The sequence below is a fragment of the Streptomyces sp. NPDC020996 genome, from assembly GCF_040641355.1.
Lineage (GTDB): Bacteria > Actinomycetota > Actinomycetes > Streptomycetales > Streptomycetaceae > Streptomyces.
Map to the genome: position 1 here is coordinate 98,909 of NZ_JBFADM010000012.1, position 16,800 is coordinate 115,708.

The 16,800-nt window shown below is 72.1% G+C and carries 17 protein-coding genes and 3 pseudogenes; 14 read left to right on the forward strand and 6 right to left on the reverse strand.

What is annotated here, in order from left to right; all coding sequences use genetic code 11:
* Positions 1 to 10 precede the first annotated feature (10 nt).
* Complete coding sequence (locus AB0G63_RS11820) at positions 11 to 985, reverse strand: phosphotriesterase (protein WP_360748069.1); 975 nt, start codon at positions 983 to 985, stop codon at positions 11 to 13.
* Positions 986 to 1,218: 233 nt separating this feature from the next.
* Between AB0G63_RS11820 and AB0G63_RS11825 the strand changes: the two genes are divergently transcribed.
* From AB0G63_RS11825 to AB0G63_RS11840, 4 genes are read left to right on the forward strand one after another with little or no spacing between them, the layout of a single operon-like run.
* On the forward strand, positions 1,219 to 2,391 hold the full coding sequence (locus AB0G63_RS11825; RefSeq protein ID WP_360748072.1) for a cytochrome P450: 1,173 nt from the start codon (positions 1,219 to 1,221) through the stop codon (positions 2,389 to 2,391).
* Entirely contained in the window at positions 2,388 to 2,576 is a 189-nt protein-coding gene (locus AB0G63_RS11830) for a ferredoxin (protein WP_360748075.1), read from the forward strand. Before AB0G63_RS11825 ends, AB0G63_RS11830 begins: the two co-directional genes overlap by 4 nt.
* A complete protein-coding gene (locus AB0G63_RS11835) occupies positions 2,573 to 3,715 on the forward strand; it encodes an FAD-dependent oxidoreductase (protein WP_360748078.1) in 1,143 nt (380 codons plus the stop codon). Before AB0G63_RS11830 ends, AB0G63_RS11835 begins: the two co-directional genes overlap by 4 nt.
* 34 nt (positions 3,716 to 3,749) lie before the next feature.
* Positions 3,750 to 4,673 (forward strand): LysR family transcriptional regulator, encoded by a 924-nt coding sequence (locus tag AB0G63_RS11840; RefSeq protein WP_360748081.1) that lies wholly within the window; start codon positions 3,750 to 3,752, stop codon positions 4,671 to 4,673.
* An 11-nt stretch (positions 4,674 to 4,684) separates the two neighbouring features.
* Here the strand turns inward: AB0G63_RS11840 and AB0G63_RS11845 are convergent, their stop codons facing one another.
* On the reverse strand, positions 4,685 to 4,894 hold the full coding sequence (locus AB0G63_RS11845) for a DUF397 domain-containing protein (RefSeq protein WP_360748084.1): 210 nt from the start codon (positions 4,892 to 4,894) through the stop codon (positions 4,685 to 4,687).
* Positions 4,876 to 5,019: pseudogene (locus tag AB0G63_RS11850) on the reverse strand (XRE family transcriptional regulator); the annotation flags it as partial. The pseudogene AB0G63_RS11850 and the gene AB0G63_RS11845, both read right to left, overlap by 19 nt.
* 217 nt (positions 5,020 to 5,236) lie before the next feature.
* On the opposite strand from AB0G63_RS11850, the pseudogene AB0G63_RS11855 reads away from it, so the two are divergent.
* The 3 genes and pseudogenes from AB0G63_RS11855 to AB0G63_RS11865 form a co-directional block, all read left to right on the forward strand.
* Positions 5,237 to 5,341: pseudogene (locus tag AB0G63_RS11855) on the forward strand (DNA-binding protein); the annotation flags it as partial.
* Positions 5,342 to 5,405: 64 nt separating this feature from the next.
* Positions 5,406 to 6,593 carry a PP2C family protein-serine/threonine phosphatase gene (locus tag AB0G63_RS11860; protein ID WP_360748087.1) on the forward strand — a complete coding sequence of 396 codons (1,188 nt, stop codon included), beginning with the start codon at positions 5,406 to 5,408 and terminating at the stop codon, positions 6,591 to 6,593.
* 208 nt (positions 6,594 to 6,801) lie between these two features.
* Positions 6,802 to 8,490 (forward strand): annotated as a pseudogene (locus tag AB0G63_RS11865) (phosphatidylglycerol lysyltransferase domain-containing protein); the annotation flags it as partial.
* 172 nt (positions 8,491 to 8,662) lie between these two features.
* Here the strand turns inward: AB0G63_RS11865 and AB0G63_RS11870 are convergent.
* Both AB0G63_RS11870 and AB0G63_RS11875 read right to left on the reverse strand, forming a co-directional pair.
* A complete protein-coding gene (locus AB0G63_RS11870; RefSeq protein WP_360748090.1) occupies positions 8,663 to 9,004 on the reverse strand; it encodes a DUF6256 family protein in 342 nt (113 codons plus the stop codon).
* A gap of 88 nt (positions 9,005 to 9,092) precedes the next feature.
* A complete protein-coding gene (locus AB0G63_RS11875) occupies positions 9,093 to 9,329 on the reverse strand; it encodes a DUF6186 family protein (RefSeq protein WP_360748093.1) in 237 nt (78 codons plus the stop codon).
* Positions 9,330 to 9,783: 454 nt separating this feature from the next.
* Here AB0G63_RS11875 and AB0G63_RS11880 point away from each other — a divergent pair, with 454 nt between their 5' ends.
* From AB0G63_RS11880 to AB0G63_RS11890, 3 genes are all read left to right on the forward strand, one after another.
* Positions 9,784 to 10,473: a cytochrome b N-terminal domain-containing protein gene (locus AB0G63_RS11880; protein WP_360748096.1), complete on the forward strand. Its 690-nt coding sequence runs from the start codon at positions 9,784 to 9,786 to the stop codon at positions 10,471 to 10,473.
* Between the two features lie 92 nt (positions 10,474 to 10,565).
* Positions 10,566 to 11,465: a hypothetical protein gene (locus AB0G63_RS11885; RefSeq protein WP_360748099.1), complete on the forward strand. Its 900-nt coding sequence runs from the start codon at positions 10,566 to 10,568 to the stop codon at positions 11,463 to 11,465.
* Positions 11,466 to 11,720: 255 nt separating this feature from the next.
* Positions 11,721 to 12,989: an MFS transporter gene (locus AB0G63_RS11890; RefSeq protein WP_360748102.1), complete on the forward strand. Its 1,269-nt coding sequence runs from the start codon at positions 11,721 to 11,723 to the stop codon at positions 12,987 to 12,989.
* A gap of 187 nt (positions 12,990 to 13,176) precedes the next feature.
* Here the strand turns inward: AB0G63_RS11890 and AB0G63_RS11895 are convergent, their stop codons facing one another.
* On the reverse strand, positions 13,177 to 13,761 hold the full coding sequence (locus AB0G63_RS11895) for a TetR family transcriptional regulator (RefSeq protein ID WP_360748105.1): 585 nt from the start codon (positions 13,759 to 13,761) through the stop codon (positions 13,177 to 13,179).
* 111 nt (positions 13,762 to 13,872) lie between these two features.
* Between AB0G63_RS11895 and AB0G63_RS11900 the strand changes: the two genes are divergently transcribed.
* The 4 genes from AB0G63_RS11900 to AB0G63_RS11915 are packed head-to-tail and all read left to right on the forward strand — an operon-like array spanning position 13,873 to position 16,760.
* Complete coding sequence (locus AB0G63_RS11900; RefSeq protein WP_360748108.1) at positions 13,873 to 15,045, forward strand: alkane 1-monooxygenase; 1,173 nt, start codon at positions 13,873 to 13,875, stop codon at positions 15,043 to 15,045.
* Entirely contained in the window at positions 15,045 to 15,209 is a 165-nt protein-coding gene (locus AB0G63_RS11905; protein ID WP_360748111.1) for a rubredoxin, read from the forward strand. Before AB0G63_RS11900 ends, AB0G63_RS11905 begins: the two co-directional genes overlap by 1 nt.
* On the forward strand, positions 15,206 to 15,379 hold the full coding sequence (locus AB0G63_RS11910) for a rubredoxin (RefSeq protein WP_360748114.1): 174 nt from the start codon (positions 15,206 to 15,208) through the stop codon (positions 15,377 to 15,379). Before AB0G63_RS11905 ends, AB0G63_RS11910 begins: the two co-directional genes overlap by 4 nt.
* Positions 15,372 to 16,760: an FAD-dependent oxidoreductase gene (locus tag AB0G63_RS11915; RefSeq protein ID WP_360748117.1), complete on the forward strand. Its 1,389-nt coding sequence runs from the start codon at positions 15,372 to 15,374 to the stop codon at positions 16,758 to 16,760. Before AB0G63_RS11910 ends, AB0G63_RS11915 begins: the two co-directional genes overlap by 8 nt.
* Positions 16,761 to 16,800 lie beyond the last annotated feature (40 nt).

Sequence of the window (16,800 nt, forward strand, 5' to 3'; positions counted from 1 at the left end):
GCTGCGGGGCTCAGCGCACCGACAGCAGGTCGCGGGGGTTCTCGACGAGAATCCGCCGCACGTCCTCGTCGCTGAGCCCCTGCGCCTTCAGGAGCGGGACGAAAGCGGTCAGGACGTAGCTGTACGGCAGGTCGTTGGCGGGGTGGCCCTTCGCCACCCCGGTCGCGTTGCTCGAGAGCAGGACCCGGTCGCCGAAGCCGGCCCGGACCAGGCCGACGGCCAGGGCGGCCCGCTCGGCGTCGGTGACGTGGTCGTCGTCCGCCACGCCGACGTGGTCGAGGGCTGCGTAGGCGCCGCGGCGGGCGACCTCCAGGGGCGCCGCGGCGGCCACGGCGTCCTTGCGGTCGAGTCCGCCGACGACGACGCGGTCGGCCGGCAGCTTCTCGTCCAGGACGACGTCGAGGTCGTGGACGGCGTCGGCGCCGTAGCGGAGGGAGACGGGGACGCCGGTGGCCAGGGCGGTGCGGGCCGCGCCGCGGAACAGGCTCTCGTCGGTCGCGGTCATGCCCTCGCGGGTGGCGGTGGTGGCCACCAGCCCTGCGGCGCCGCGGCGCTCCACGCGGGGGACCACCATGCCCTCGGTGATCTCCTTGGTGAACAGGTCGGCGAACTTCTCGGCCGGCCAGGGCGTCGGCGGGTTGGTCTGCGGCGTGAGGAAGTAGCCGCCGAGCAGTTCCTCCGGGCCCTGTCCGGTCGAGGCGACGATGTGCACGCCGGTCGTGCGGGAGAGGGCCTCGTACAGCCGCACGTCCCGGCCGTGGAACATGCCGGTGCTGTCGACGACGGTGCCGCCGCCGTGGGTGCGGAAGTCCGTCAGCTTCGCGGCGAGGGTCTCGAAGATCTCGGCGCGGTCGAGGGTGATGTCGAAGGCGTACTCCGCGCCGGGAACCACCGAGAGCAGCGCCTCGTGGACCGCGACGGCGCCCAGCTCCTCAGCAGGCACCGGGCCCAGGACGGTGTTCACGGTGTTGCTCTTGCCGCTCATGCCTGCCTCACGTGTCCGGGGTGGGGTGCTCAGCACCCAGTGGCTTGCGGCCACCGTAGCGATTCGGTTTACACGTCGTCAATGAAATGAACACCAAGAAAAAACACTGAACTGATAGTCAGAAGAGCGGCGGCGAGCCGCGCCGACTGCCAGAGAACATGCACGTCATGCATGTCTGCCCATGCAAATCATTCATTTGATGCGTGTGAGGCCAGCCACTTCACTGGGGCGGCATGAGCACCCCACCCACCTCCGACATCGACCTCTTCGCCGACGAGGTCCTGCTCGACCCGTACCCCGCCTACGCCGAGCTGCGTGAGCAGGGCACCGTCGTCCACCTCCCCGCGAACGACGTCTACGCGCTGACCCGGTACGACGCCGTCCGCGGCGCCCTCGCGGACTGGGAGTCGTTCTCCTCCACGTCCATCGCCTTCAACCCGATGGCCAACGAGGCCCTGACCGGCACCTCGCTCGCCTCCGACCCCCCGGTGCACACCCGGCTCCGCGCCACCCTCACCGAGAACCTCTCGCCCCGCGCGCTGCGCGGCCTGAAGGTCCGCATCGAGGAGAAGGCGGACGCGCTCGTCGCGGAACTCGTCGACAAGGGCTCCTTCGAGGCGATCGACGCCCTCGCCCGCGCCTTCCCGCTGGAGGTCGTCGCCGACCTGATCGGCTTCACCGGACACGTGCGCGACAACATGCTCCGCTGGGGCCAGGCCGCCATGCAGGTCATCGGCCCGATGAACCAGCGCACGGCCGAGAACTTCCCCATCGCCGGCGAGCTGTACGGCTGGTGCTCCCAGGTCACCGCCGACGACCTGGCCGAGGGGTCGGTGGGCCGCGGCATCTTCGACGCCGAGGCGCGCGGCGACATCCCGCCGGACACCGCCGGACACATCATCCACCAGTACCTGGGCGCCGGCGTCGACACCACGATCGCGGCGATCGGCAACATCGTCGCCCTGTTCGCCGCGCACCCCGACCAGCTCGCCCTGGTCCGCGCGAACCCGGCGCTGGTGCCGGCGGCGTTCAACGAGGTGCTGCGCTTCTGGCCCCCCGTCAACGCCTGGGGCCGCCGCGCCACCAAGGACGTCGAGGTCGACGGCGCCGTCATCCCGGCCGGCGCGCAGATCGCGGTGCTGCTCGGCGCCGGCAACCGCGACCCGCGCCACTACGACAACCCGGACGCCTTCCTCGTCGAGCGCAACCCGGTCGACCACCTGTCGTTCGGCTACGGCCCGCACGGCTGCGCGGGCCAGGGACTCGCCCGCCTGGAGGCCCACGCCGTGATCGAGGCGCTCTCCCGGCGCGTCGGCCGCCTCGTCGTCGGACCCGAGGTCCGCGTCCCCAGCAACATCACCCGGAGCATCGAACAGCTCCCCGTCCTGGAAGTGATCCCGGCATGAAGATCGTTCTCGACCGCCCCCGCTGCGAGGGCCACGGCCTGTGCGAGGAGGCCGCGCCCCAGCTCATGCACCTCGACGACGAGGGCGAACTCGTCATCGACCGCGAGGAGATCGGCGAGGCCGACGCCGCCGCGGCGAACGCCGCCGCCCGGGTGTGTCCAGTCGCCGCGCTGAGGATCGTATGAGCGCCGGCACGGTCGGCCGCGTGGTGGTCGTCGGCAACGGGATCGCCGGGCTCACCGCGGCCGACACCCTGCGCGACGCCGGCTTCGACGGCGAGCTGACCATCGTCGGCGACGAACCGCACCCGGCCTACAGCCGCCCGGCCCTGTCGAAGGCGCTGCTGCTCGACGGCGACGACCTGTCGTCCCACGAGCTGCCGCCGGCCGGCCACGGGGCGACCGAGCTGCTGGGCGTGCGGGCGACCGGACTCGACCTCGACCGCCGGCTGGTCACCCTCGACGACGGCGCGGCCCTGCCGTACGACCGCGTGGTCCTCGCCACCGGCTCCCGGGCACGGCGGCTGTCCGGCCTGCCCGAGGAGCTGACCCTGCGCGGACTCGACGACGCGCTGGCCCTGCGCGGCCTGCTGGCGGCCCGGCCGTCGGTCGTCGTGGTCGGCGGGGGCCCGCTCGGCATGGAGATCGCCTCGGGGTGCCTGGCCGCCGGCTGCCGGGTAACCCTCGTCTCCCAGGGGCTGCCGCTGATCGTCCAGCTCGGTCCGCACCTCGCCGAGGTCTTCGTCAAGGCCGCGCTGGAGCGGGGCCTCACCATCGTCGAGACCGGGTCCGCCCGGCTCGAACGGCGGGCGGGCGAGGCCCGGGTCGTCCTCGACGACGGCGCGGTCCTGGAGGCGGAGGTGCTGCTGAGCGCCGTCGGGGACGTGCCCAACACCGAGTGGCTCGCGGACACGGGCCTCACCGTGAACGGCACCGTGCCCGTCGACTCCCGCGGGCTGGTCCGCCCCGAGGTCGCGGCCGTCGGCGACCTCGCGGCCTTCCCCACCCCGTCCGGCCTGCGCCGCGTCCCGCTGTGGAGCAGCGCGATCGAGCAGGCGAAGGTCGCCGCGCGGGCGCTGCTGCACGGCGACCAGGCGCCGCCGCTGGAGTTCCAGCCGTACTTCTGGACCGAGCAGTTCGGGCTGGCCCTGAAGGCGGTGGGCCACCTGCCGCAGGCCGGGGAGCCGGAGTACGTCGACGGCGGGCCCGGCGGCGGCCCGGCGCTGATGCGGTGGCCGCACGCGGACGGCACCGGCGTGGCCGCGGCGCTCAACTACCGCATCCCGATCCCGCGGCTGCGCCGCATGACCCGCCCGGCCGCGTAGGCAGCCGGGCGGGCCGCCGCGTAGGGTTTTCCGCATGGGCGACGACGGAGAGGGCACCCCGGCTTCCGGGCTCGACCGGCTGGCGTCGGTCAACCTCAACCTGCTGGTGCCCCTCCTCGCACTCCTCGAGGAACGCTCGGTGACCAGGGCCGCGCAGCGGGTCGGCCTCTCCCAGCCGGCGATGAGCCACGCCCTGACGCGGATGCGGCGCCTGCTGGGCGACGACCTCGTCGTCCGGCAGGGAGCCGGCGTCACCCTGACCCCACGCGCCCTGGAGCTGATCACGCCGCTGCGCGGTGCCCTCCAGCAGACGGCGCGCGTCGTGAACTTCCCCTGCTTCGACCCCGCCACGGACGAGCGCGTCATCACGGCCGCCATGACGACCAGCACCGCGTTCGTCATCGGCCCCCGCCTCACCCGGCTCGTCGCCGAGCGCGCCCCGCACGCCACGCTGCGCCTGCGCACGATCACGGTGCCGACCGAGGCCACCTTCACCGACATGGGCGTCGACGTCGTCCTCGTCTCCGAAGGGCACTTCTCGCCGTACCCGCGCGAACGGCTCTACAACGACCGGGTGGTGGTGGTCGCCTCCCCGGACACACCCCCGGACGCGACCGCGCTCGACCTGCTGACCACCCAGCCGCACGTCGTCGTCGACACCGACCGGCGGGTCTTCCCGTACTCGGTGCTGGAGGACCAGCAGATCCCTTACCGCGTCGGCCAGTTGATCTCCGACTTCCTGCTGGTCCCCTACCTGGTCGCCCGCGCGGGCGGCGTGGCCCTCCTCCGCCACCGGGTCGCCGTCACCATGCGCACCCTCGCCGACCTGCGCATCGAGGAGTTCCCCTTCCCGCTCCCCGGCCTCGGCATCGACATGGTCTTCAACCCCCGCCTGACCGACCAGTACTTCACCGAATGGCTCCGGGGCCTGCTGTTCGACGCGGCGGCGGGTCTATGACACGTACCGTGTCAGTCGCCCAGGCGTCCGCTCCTGACCGCCGCCACGAAGGAGGACCAGCCCCCGGCCGGGAACACCAGCACCGGGCCGTGCGGAACCTTGCTGTCCCGTACCGGGACGACGGCGGCGAAGTCGTCGGAGATCTCGACACACCGACCGCCGTCCGAGTTGCTGTAGCTACTCCTCCCCCAGGCAACGGCGCTCAGGTCGATGGTTCGCATGGCACTTCCTCCGACATGCCCGGGATGTACTTCCGCGACTCGTCCGGGGACAGCGCCAATTCGCGCACCGCATCGTACATTTGCTGGAGATTCTCGACTTGGGCAGCGGTCTCGACAAGGTCGCCCAGGCTCCCTGACGCATTCTTGTGATGCCTGGACTACGCAACGTAATACGCGCGGCGCAGTCGGGTGCCGGAATCCCACAGCAATGGACCGGCAAGGGTGACGATGCCCCCACACCACGACACCCGGAACACGCCACGGCGCTCGGCCACGCGGCCGTCCCGGACAGCCCGGCCCACAGCGGCCCTTCGTGACACCCGGGGCGTGGCCCGGCGGCCTCGCGACGCCGATCTTCCCCTGATCACCCCGGCCGCCGTGTTCGTCGAGGTGATCCACCCCCGGATCAATGACGCCGCGCTGAAATGGACGCTGTCCCGGGCGCGGGCCGGGGAGAGGCGCCGCCCAGGAACGTTCGCAAGCCGGTGCGCAGCGGTGCACTCTGGAGGACATGGGTTCCGGGCAGCGACGCTTCGCCGGCCTCGGGCAGCCGTGGCAGCCCAGTCACACGCTGCTGCTGATTCCGGTTGCGCTCATTGCCCTGATCACGGTCGCGGACATCGTGACCCCGAGCGACATCGTCCTCGGCCCCCTCCTGGTGATCGCGCCCGCGCTCACCGCCTGGTTCGAAGGACCCTGGATCACGGGCGGCGTCGGGGCCCTGGCGGTGGCGGCCCAGGCGTTCAGCGGCTGGCACGCCGGCCGGCTGTCCTCGCGGAACGTGATCGTGCAGGTGGCCGCCCTGGTGGTGCTCACGTTGCTGATCGTGGTCCTGTGCGCGGTGCGCGACCGGCACAGACGCCAACTGGCGCAGGTACGGTCGGTCGCCGAGGCCGCCCAGCACGTCCTGCTGTGGCCACTGCCGAGCCGGCTCGGCCCGCTGCAGCTGGCCTGTCTCTACCTGGCCGCCGAGGAGGAGGCCGAGATCGGCGGCGATCTGTACGCCGCCGCCCGCACCGACCGCGCGGCCCGCGTGATGATCGGTGACGTGCGGGGCAAGGGCCTGTCCGCCATCGGCGAGGCCGCCCTCCTGCTCGGCGCCTTCCGCGAGGCCGCCCACCAGCACGCCGCCCTGCCCGAACTGGCCGCCGCCCTGGAGCGGAGCATCACCCGCTACCTCGCCGACTTCGAACCCGACGACGAGACGGGCGAACGCTTCGTCACCGCGCTCCTGCTGGAGATCCCCGACGACGAGCCCGTCGTCCGCATGACCAGTTGCGGCCACCTCGCCCCGTTGCTGCTCGGACCGGGCAACGCCGTGACCGTCCCGGACCTCACCCCCGCTCCCCCGCTCGGAGTCGGCATGACGGACCCCGGCGACCGCACCCTGGACGTGCTGCCGTTCGGCTCCGCGGACACCCTGCTCCTGTACACCGACGGGGTCGTCGAGGCCCGCGACCGCGACGGCGTCTTCTACCCCCTCGCGCAGCGCTCCGCCCAGTGGGCCGGCAGCACTCCCCAGGCCCTCCTCCACCACATCCACCGCGACCTGCTCGCCCACACCGCCGGACGCCTCGTCGATGACGTCGCCCTCATCGCCATCCACCGCGCCCCCGCCCACCACCTCGGCCGACCGTCCAGCCCGGCGCGTCCCACCCCTGCGAAACCACCGGACCACCGATCTGCAGGGTCTCCGTGATCCGGTCGGGTAGGCGTTCTGCGGTCACCCGACTGTGCGGTTACAGTCGGTGTTGACAGACGGGGGAACTCTGTTGCCGCAGCTCGCGAGCCGTCTGCTACCCGGCCGTCGGCCACTGGAAGGTGACGCTTCCTTGTCCGCCCCGCATCCATCACCCACAGATCCCCCAGAGGCCCGCCCGCTCGGGTCGGCCCGTGGCAGAGGCGGGATTCCGGCGCGGAGTGCGTGGCGGCGGTGGGCTGCGTCGGCCACGGTCTGGTACCTGCGGCTGATGGCGGTGCTGAACCTGGTGGCGGTAATCTCGGTGCCCTTCCGCGAGGAGGTGCGCGAGCACCGCGCGAGTGAGTACTTCACCCCCTACTTGGCGACGGCGGGCCTGGTGGCGGTGCCTCTGTCGCTCTTCCTCGCGGTGGCCATGCGGCGCCGCAAGAGAGCCGCCTGGGTCTTCAACATGCTGCTGGCCGGCCCGCTGTTCGTTCTGTACCTGGTGGCCATGACCCAGGACGAGTACCGGCGGCACGGCTTCAACTGGTTCTCCACGGCGCTCACCGGTCTGTTCCTGCTGACGCTGGTGGTCGGCCGCAAGGAGTTCCGGGCAAGGAGCGGCGCCTGGAACCGCGGGCTGGCAGCCGTCGTCCTGCTGGCGGGCCTGGCGACCGCCGCTCTGGTGGGGACTCTGCTGGTGAGCGTGACGGCCACTGAGCCGGGGACACCGCTGACCGAGCGTGTCTCCTACGCCCTGCTGCGCGTGGTGACGCTCGGCCCGGCGTTCGGCACGGCCATCGCGGTGCACGCGCCACGCTGGGTCGATGTGGTGATCAATGTGCTGGCCGCGTTGCTGTTCCTGGTCCTGCTGTATGCCTGCTTCCGTGCTCCCCGCGGTCGGGAGCTGCTCACCGCCGAGGACGAGAAGCGACTGCGCGAACTGCTCGAACGGCACGGTGAGCGGGACTCGCTCGGGTACTTCGCGCTCCGTCGCGACAAGGCCGTGATCTGGTCACCGAGCGGCAAAGCCGCCATCGCCTACCGCGTGGTGGGCGGGGTGACCCTTGCCTCCGGCGATCCCCTCGGCGACCTGGAGGCATGGCCCGGAGCCATCGAGGAGTGGCTGCGAGAGGCGCGCGCGTACGCCTGGGTGCCGGCCGTCGTGGGGGCGAGTGAGGAGGCCGGCACCGTCTACGCACGGCACGGATTCGACGCCCTGGAACTCGGTGACGAGGCGATCGTGGAGCGCGGCGACTTCACCTTGGACGGTCGTGCGATGCGGGGTGTGCGCCAGGCGTACAACCGGGTGTGCCGAGCCGGGTACACGGTGCGCATCCGGCGGCACGAGGACGTCCCGCCGGAGGAGATGGCGGCCTTGCTGGACCGGGCCGATCGCTGGCGGGACGGCGAGACGGAACGGGGCTTCTCGATGGCGCTGGGGCGCCTGGGCGATCCGGCCGACGGGCGCTGCGTGATGGTCGAGTGCGATGACGGGGAGGGTGCGCTGCGGGCGCTGCTGTCCTTCGTTCCCTGGGGACGGCGCGGGCTCTCACTCGACCTGATGCGACGGGACCGCGAGGCGGACAACGGCCTGGTGGAATTCATGGTCGTCGAACTGCTGCGGCGAGGGGACGAGGTGAGCGTGGACCGTGTGTCGCTCAACTTCGCCATGTTCCGCGCCGTTTTCGAGCGGGGGGCCCGGCTCGGCGCCGGTCCGGTCCTGCGGCTGTGGCGCTCGGTGCTGACGTTCTTCTCCCGCTGGTGGCAGATCGAATCGCTGTACCGGGCCAACGCCAAGTACCGGCCGGTGTGGGAGCCCCGCTACCTGCTGTTCGAGAAGACCGGCGAACTGCCGAGGATAGGGCTCGCCAGCGCCCGTGCGGAGGGCTTCGTTACCGCGCCGAGCCTGCCCTCCCTGTTCGGGCGACGGCACCAGCGGCCCCCCGGACGCCCACCCGCCGGCATCGCCGGTGCGGCGCCCTTGCGGCACCCGCGTGCTCGTCCGGGGCGGGGACAGCGGCGTGACAGCGGGGTGCCGCACTCCTCCCCGTCGGCCGGTTCGTGGACAGACCGCGTCGTCCGTCTCATCCCCTCCGGCGGCGGACGCTCCGGGAAGCCCGAGCGCGCCTTTCGGCCAGCCAGGAGGCGGCGAGGAGGACGGGCAGGGCCGTCCCGATCAGCAGTGCGCAGCCGGTGAACGCGCTCGCCAGGAAATGGCCGCCCACCCGCGCCACACCTTGGTAGTAGCCGACCACGACGGCCATCAGCAGCAGGTAGCCGCCGACGGCGGTGCCGGCCACCTTGCGGATCAGGGCGGGCCAGCCCCGTTCACCGGGGGGCGCGGGAACGGGCCGTCGCGCGCCTGGACGCAGAAGGCGCAGGCCGAGCGCGAGGCACCCCATGACCAGCAGATAGCCGACCAGCATGAGGGTGACGTCCAGGCGGAGTGGGATCAGGGCAGGTCCCTCCCCCGGCGGACGGCTGGATCCGGACTGATCCGAACCGATCCGATTCTCACTGCCCGTCCCGGAGCAGGAAGTGCCACCCGCGGACGAAGGCGTGCCAGCCGAACCACAACCACAACGCGAACAGCGCCCACCGGCCCACCGGAAAACGCATGACTGCTCGCAGCGCGTCACTGAGGGTGGGGAATGCGTCGCCGGCCCGCAGCAGGCCGATCCCCTCCCAGGCGAACAGGGCGCCGAACAGGACCGCCCAGACCAGATAGCCGACCAACGGATGCTTCACCACCGAGACCTCCTTCACGCATGCCTCCCCGTCCGGCCGCCGTCCGCCACGGTTCCGCCTCGGCAACCGCCCGTGCGGACGGTCGCGCGTCGGCTGAGGCCGCAAGGGCGAAAGTGTTGCGCCGGGTGGCGCAGCCGCGGTCGGGGGAGGTCCTGGCCGGCGGGTAGTCCTCGTCGGGTGAACACCTTTCCGGGAGAGGGGCTGCCATGGCCGACGGACCGATGTACCCGGGGCGTGCCCTGTCCGCCCCCGTGGATCTGAGCGGCGCCGGACATTACCTCCACTGGGGCGTGGTGCAGATCTCCGTCGCGAACCTCGTGGTCTTCGCCCTGATGGTGACCGTCTTCGTGCTGGCGCTGCTGCTGCCCTTCCCGCGTGGCCGGCGGCAGCGGTGAACGGCGTGGCGCGAGAAGGCTCCCGGGGTCCGGACGATCACGCGGGCGGGTGGACGGGTGCCGTGCGGCGGCGCGCCCTGCGGGCGTTTCCCCCGGAGAGGCTGCTGCCCACCACCCAGCCGGAGTACGTGGCCTCCTGGATCTACGTGTTCGGCGTCCTCACGCTCTCCGGCCTGGTGGTCGTCGTCCTCACCGGCTGCGTGCTCGCCCTCAGGGGCCCTGCCTGGTGGCACGTCTCGGACGTCGGGAGGTACGTCAACAGCCTGCACCTGTGGAGTGTGGAACTGTTCATGTTCTTCATGATCGTCCACCTGTGGGGGCAGTTCTTCATGGCGGCCTGGCGCGGGCGCCGGGCGCTCACCTGGATCATCGGGGCGGTGGTCCTCCTCGTCTCGATGGGTACCGCCTTGACCGGCTATCTGGTGCAGCAGAACTTCGACTCCCAGTGGATCGCGGACCAGGCCAAGGACGGCCTGAACTCGGTGGGGGTCGGCGCCTGGTTCAACGTCCTCGACTTCGGCCAGATGTTCATGTGGCACATCGTGCTGCTGCCCCTGACCGTGGCTGTGCTGGCGGCGTGGCACATCCTGCTGGTGCGGCTGCGCGGGGTGGTGCCACCCATCGGGGCCACCCCCGAGCCGGTCCCCACCGGACCCGCCGAACCCGTGGGACCCGTGGGACCCGTGGGACCCGTGGGACCCGTGGGACCGGTGGGGCCAGCGGGGCCAGCGGGAGGAGGTGGCGCCGGATGACCGGACGGCGGGGCCGCCCGCACGGAAAGGGCAGCCGCCGAGCACCCATCCCCGATCCGGATTCGTTTCCGCAACGGCCGTACGACCTGGTCATGGAGTTCACCGTCGCGCTGACGGTGACCGTTCTGCTCGCCGCCGGCCTCGCGGCGGTCTTCTCCTCGCCCGACGAAGAGCCGGTCACCCTGGCGCGCTGGGCGAGGGCCGCGCCGGGCGACTTCACCGCCACCGCCGTCGCCGAACTGGGCCGCACCAGCGGCACGGCGCTCTACGGCCCCCCGTACAACGACACACCGGGTGCCGGGCAGAAGATCGGTCCGGTCAGCCTTCAACGCGCCGCCGGGGTGACCATCCCGATCGACACCGCACGCGACTTCGTGATCCGTCCGCTGGCCGACACGCCGGAACCCCCTGCCGTCACCACCGCCCTGGCCACCTGGCACGCCGCCTCCACCGCGCGGCAGCGGCAGTGGGCCGCCGCCTACGCCGACGCGCTCGGCAAGGCTCCGGGAGGCGACCCGGGCAGGGTCCGGCCGGGGGACTACGGGCCCGTCCCAGCCCTGACGGCCCGCCTGCTGGAACTGGCCCGGGCGGGCGCACTCGACGGCCGGCTGCGAGCTGCGGGCCGCTTCTACCAGACGGACTACACCAAGCCGCTGCTCTTCCTCGGCGACGGCTCGTACCTGGAGCGCCAGGCCCGCGCCCGGCACCTGGCCAGTGACCAGTGGGGGATGATGAACGAGACGGGCGACTGGCCCGGCCAGCCCTGGCTGGGGCTGTACACGTTGTGGTACCAGGTCGAGCCGTTCAGCAGCTCGGGCAATGTGGATGCCCTGGTCTGGGCGCTGATGGGGCTGCTCAGCCTGGTGTTCGTCCTGTTGCCGTTCGTCCCGGGCGTCCGCTCCGTCCCGCGGTGGATCGGCGTCTACCGCCTCGTCTGGCGCGACTACTACCGCGCGCACCGGCCGGACCGGCCGGACCGGAGCAGTGAATGACCGGTGCCGCACCGCTGCCCCTGCTGCCCGCCGCCCCGGTGTCCGTTCTCGGATGCGGTCGGTGTCGGTGTCGATGTCGATGTCGGCGACGGTCGGCGGCTGCGGTCGGCGTCCGGCTCACGGGTGTGGTGGGCGGGTGCTTGCCGGTCTGCGCCTCACCACAGGCGAAAAGGGCGGGACGGCGAAGGGCGGGACGGCGAAGGGCCGGACGGCAAAGGGCCGGACGGCCACATCTGCCGGAGGTAGGCGGCATTGTTGAAAGGAACGTTCGCCGCCCTGCGGGTGCCGAACTTCCGGCTGTTCTTCGCCGGCCAGTCCATCAGCCTGGTCGGCACCTGGATGCAGGCCGTGGCCCAGTCCTGGCTCGTGCTGGAACTGAGCCGGTCGGGCACCGTGCTCGGCCTCGTGGTCGCCGCCCAGTTCCTGCCCGTCCTGCTGGGCGGCCCCTACGCGGGTCTGATCGCCGACCGGGCGGACAAACGAAGACTGCTGATGGCCACTCAGACGTCCTTGGGCATCCTGGCCCTTGTGCTGGGCCTGCTGACGGTCACCCATGTGGTGCGGTTGTGGATGGTCGTGGTCCTCGCTCTCGCGCTCGGGGCGGTCAGCGCGGTGGACAACCCCACTCGGCAGGCATTCGTACCCGAGGTGGTCGGTCCCGGGATGCTGCGCAACGCGGTCAGCCTCAACAGCGTCATGGTCAACGCCGCCCGGGCCGTCGGCCCCGCCGTGGCCGGCGTCCTGATCGCCTCCGTCGGCGTGGGCGTGTGCTTCCTGACCAACGCCGTCAGCTTCGCCGCGGTACTGCTCGCCCTGCGCCTGATGCGCACCAGCCGCTTGCGGCCGGCTCCCGCGGTGGCACGCGGACCGGGACAGCTCACCGAGGGCCTGCGCCACGTGCGCGGCACCGCCGGGCTGTGGGTGCCGCTGGCGATGATGGCCCTGATCGGCACGCTCGCCTTCGAATTCCCGGTCGTGCTGCCCCTGCTGGCCCGCACCGGACTGCACGGCGACGCACGGACGTACGGCTTCATGACCTCCGCCATGGGGCTGGGCGCCGTGGTCGGCGGACTGGCGGTCGCCGCCTTCGGCCAGGCCGGTGTCGTCCCGCTGATCGGGGCGGCGGCCGGGTTCGCCCTCGCGCTGGCCGCGGCCGCCGCCATCCCCTGGCTGCCCTTGGAGTTGGCGGTCCTGGCCTGCGTGGGCGTCGGCAGTACCGTGTTCCTGGCGACCGGCAACACCACACTGCAGCTGGTCAGCGATCCGTCTTTGCGCGGCCGGGTCATGGCGCTGTGGTCGGTCACCTTCCTCGGCAGCACCCCCCTCGGCGGTCCCGTCGTCGGTGTCGTCGCCCAGCATCTCGGTCCACGCGCCGGACTGGCCCTCGGCGCCGGCGCCTGCCTGGCCGCGGCCGTCCTGGGTCTGCTCGCCCTGCCCCGCATCCCGCCGGAGCACCGCTTCCTCGAACGCCGAGCCGTACGAGAGCAGCCTCCACCGGCCGTCACCGAAACCGACCGGAGCTGAGACATCGACCGCGGCCGGCCTCCGCGCCATGTCCGGGAACCTCTCCGACGGCCTGTGACACGCATGCCGTCGACCACTCGGCCGTCGACCACTCGTCGCGACAACGGCCTGTTCTCGACGGCTGCTGTGCGACGTGGCGGCGCACCGCCGGCCGCTGCCGCCGCACGCGGGCACCGGACGGCGCGGTTCAGGCGTGGGCTACCCGCATGGTGATCTCGGCGATGCGCTCCGCGGCGAGGTCGGGCGGCAGGACCGGCTGGACGAGGTGACTGACCGTCAGGCGTACCACCGCTTCGACGGCCAGGTCACGTGAGTGGGTGTCGATCCCGGGCCAGGCTTCCGCCGCATAGGCGGTGAGCATGCCGATGGCGCTGTCCAGCAGGGGCTCGGAGCGGGTCGTCAGGTGGGCGAGCAGGTCCTCGTCGCCGCCCCGGCTGCTGGTCAGGATGGCCTTGAGCAGCGAATTGTCGGCGGCCGTGCGCAGGGTGTAGCCGATGGCGGCGGTGATGGCGGCCCTCATGTCGTCCGGGTGGGCGAGGAGTTGGCTCTGTATGCCGGTGAGGAAGCGTTCCACCTCGCGCATCACCAGTGCCTGGCCGATGGCCGACTTGGAGCCGTACTCGTTGTAGACGGTCTGCCGGCTCACTCCGGCGGCGGTGGCGACATGGGTCATCTTCAGCCGGTCCCAGCCCTCGGCCGCGACCCGCTCGTAGGCGGCGTCCAGGATCCGTTCCTTCAGCAGGGAGCGGACCGACTCTCGATAGCGCGTCATCTCGCCCCCATCCTAACGAGCACCGTCCATTCTATTGACACTCCATTCAGCACTGTCTAACTTCTGGACAGTTCGTGGGCAAAGTGTCCAATGAGGCAACGGAGGTGGGTCATGGCAGGGGCCGCTCATCCGCTCGGAGCGTCGGCGTCGCAAGTGACGTGGCGGGACGGCAAGCGCTACCTGTGGCTGCTCGGACTGGTGCTCCCCGCCTTCCCGTTCGCGGCGTGGGGACTGGCCACGGCCACGGACGGCTACTCCTGGTGGCTGCTGCCGCCGGTCGTCTTCGGTGTGATCCCGCTGGTGGACCTGATGGTGGGCAAGGACTCCGACAATCCGCCGGACAGCGTCCTCACCTGGCTGGAATCGGACCGGTACTACCGCTGGTGCACCTACCTGTTCCTGCCCCTCCAGTACGCCGGGCTGGTGCTGGCCTGCCGGCTGTGGTCCCACGGGGGCCTGTCGGCCGTGGACAAGGCCGGGCTGACCGTCACCGTCGGCATCGTCGCCGGGTTCGGCATCAACACCGCGCACGAACTGGGCCACAAGAAGGAAGGGCTGGAACGCTGGCTGGCCCGGATCGCCCTCGCCCAGACCTGCTACGGGCACTTCTACATCGAGCACAACCGCGGCCACCACGTGCGGGTCGCCACCCCCGAGGACCCCGCGAGCTCCCGACTGGGCCAGTCCTTCTGGGAGTTCCTGCCCCGCTCGGTGTACGGCAGCGCCCGCTCGGGCTGGCGCCTGGAGAAGCAGCGGCTCGCCCGGCTGGGCAAGAGCCCGTGGAACCCGCACAACGACGTGCTCAGCGCGTGGGCGATGTCGGCGGTCCTCTTCGCCGCGCTCACCGCCGCGTTCGGGATCGAGGTGCTGCCGTACCTGGCGGTGCAGGCGGTCATCGGCTTCTGCCTGCTGGAGGTCGTCAACTACCTGGAGCACTACGGGCTGCTGCGGCAGAAGACCGCTTCGGGCCGCTACGAGCGCTGCACCCCGCAGCACAGCTGGAACAGCGACGACATCGCCTCCAACATCTTCCTCTACCACCTGCAGCGGCACAGCGACCACCACGCCAACCCCACCCGCCGCTACCAGGCCCTGCGCCACTTCGAGGAGTCCCCGCAACTGCCCACCGGCTACGCCGGGATGATCCTGCTCGCCGTCGTGCCGCCGCTGTGGCGGCGGGTGATGGACCCCAGGCTCCTCGCCCACTACGACGACGAGGTCACCCGGGCCAACATCCACCCCCGCACCAGGGCCAGGGTCCTCGCCCGCCACGGGAGCCGCTGATGAGCCGCTACCTGTGCCCGGTCTGCGACTACGTGTACGACGAGAGTGCCGGCGCGCCCCGCGAGGGGTTCCCCGCCGGCACGGCCTGGGCGGACGTGCCCGACGACTGGCCCTGCCCGGACTGCGGGGTCCGCGAGAAGATCGACTTCGAGGAGCTGACGTGAAGGTCTGGGAATGCCTGGTGTGCGGTTTCGTCTACGACGAGGCGCTGGGCTGGCCCGAGGAGGGCATCGCCCCCGGCACCCGCTGGGAGGACATCCCGGACGACTGGTCGTGCCCCGACTGCGGTGCCGCCAAGGCCGACTTCCAGATGGCCGAGGCGTCCCGTGCCTGAGACGCCCGGGACCGCACCCCGCACCATCGCCGTGGTCGGCACCGGAATCGCCGGCGCGACCGCCGCGCTCACCCTGCGCGAGGAGGGCTTCGACGGCCGCATCGTCCTGGTCGGCGAGGAACCCCACCCCCCGTACCGGCGCCCGCCCCTGTCCAAGGACCTCGTCAAGCGGGTCCTGACGCCCGAGCGGCTCCGCCTGAAGCCGCCGACGGCCTGGCAGGAGCTGGGCATCGAACTGCGCACCGGCACCAAGGTCACGGGCATCGCCGGCGGCGTCCTGGAATGCGCCGACGGAAGCCGGCTGCCGTACGACCGGCTGCTGCTGGCGACCGGCGGACGCGCCCGCACCCTGCCGTACGCCGCCGGGGACGAGCATGTGCACACCCTGCGCGGCCTCGGCGACGTGCCCGCGCTCCGCGCCGACCTGGAGTCCGGCGGCCCGCTGCTGGTCATCGGCGCGGGACTGCTCGGCCTGGAGGCCGCCGCGAGCGCCCGGGCGGCGGGCCTCGACGTCACCGTCCTGGAAGCCGGGGCGGAACCCCTGCGCCGGGTGCTGCCCGCCCGTCTGCGCCACGCCGTGCTGGAACTGCACCGCGCCCACGGAACCCGGGTCCACACCGGGGTCACGCTCACCGGACTCGCCCGCCAGGACGGCACGCTCGTCGCGACCGCGCGGGACGGAAGGAGGTGGACGGCGCACACGGTGCTGGTCGCCGCCGGCCTGCGGCCCGACGTCGAGCCGGCCGCCCGGGCGGGCCTGGACGTGGAAGACGGCATTCTCGTCGACGCCCTCGGCAGGACCAGCGACCCGCACGTCTTCGCGGCGGGGGACGTGGCCCGGTATCCCGACCCGCACCTCGGACGACGGATGCGCGTCGAGCAGTGGAACCACGCCCAGCAGCACGCCGCCGCCGTCGCGCGGAACATGCTCGGCGCCGGGACGCCGTTCACCGCGGTGCCGTGGTCGTGGACCGAGCAGTACGGCGTCATGCTGCAGATCGCGGGGCATTTCACCGACGTTGACTCCCTGGCGGTGCAGGGCGACATCGCCGACTTCGACTTCGCCGCCCTGGCGACCGCGGACGGACGCCCCGTGGGAGCCGTGGCGGCCGGCAGACCCCACGACTTCCGCTCCCTGCGGACGGTCCTCGACCGCCGTGACCGCCGTGACCCCCATGACCGCCATGACCGCCATGACCGCCATGACGACTCTGACCGCCATGAAGACTCTGACCGCCTTGACCGCCGTGACGGCAGCCCGCCCCGAACCGCGGCCCGGACGCCGACGGCCCCGCACACCCTTCTCGCGGGCGGGCTCCCGGGCGCGCCGGGCAACGCGGACACCCCGGGCATCGCCGGATCACCCGCTGCCGCGGGGTGACGCCCCGGCCGACGCGCCCGCTGCGGTGCCGGGGCGGCTC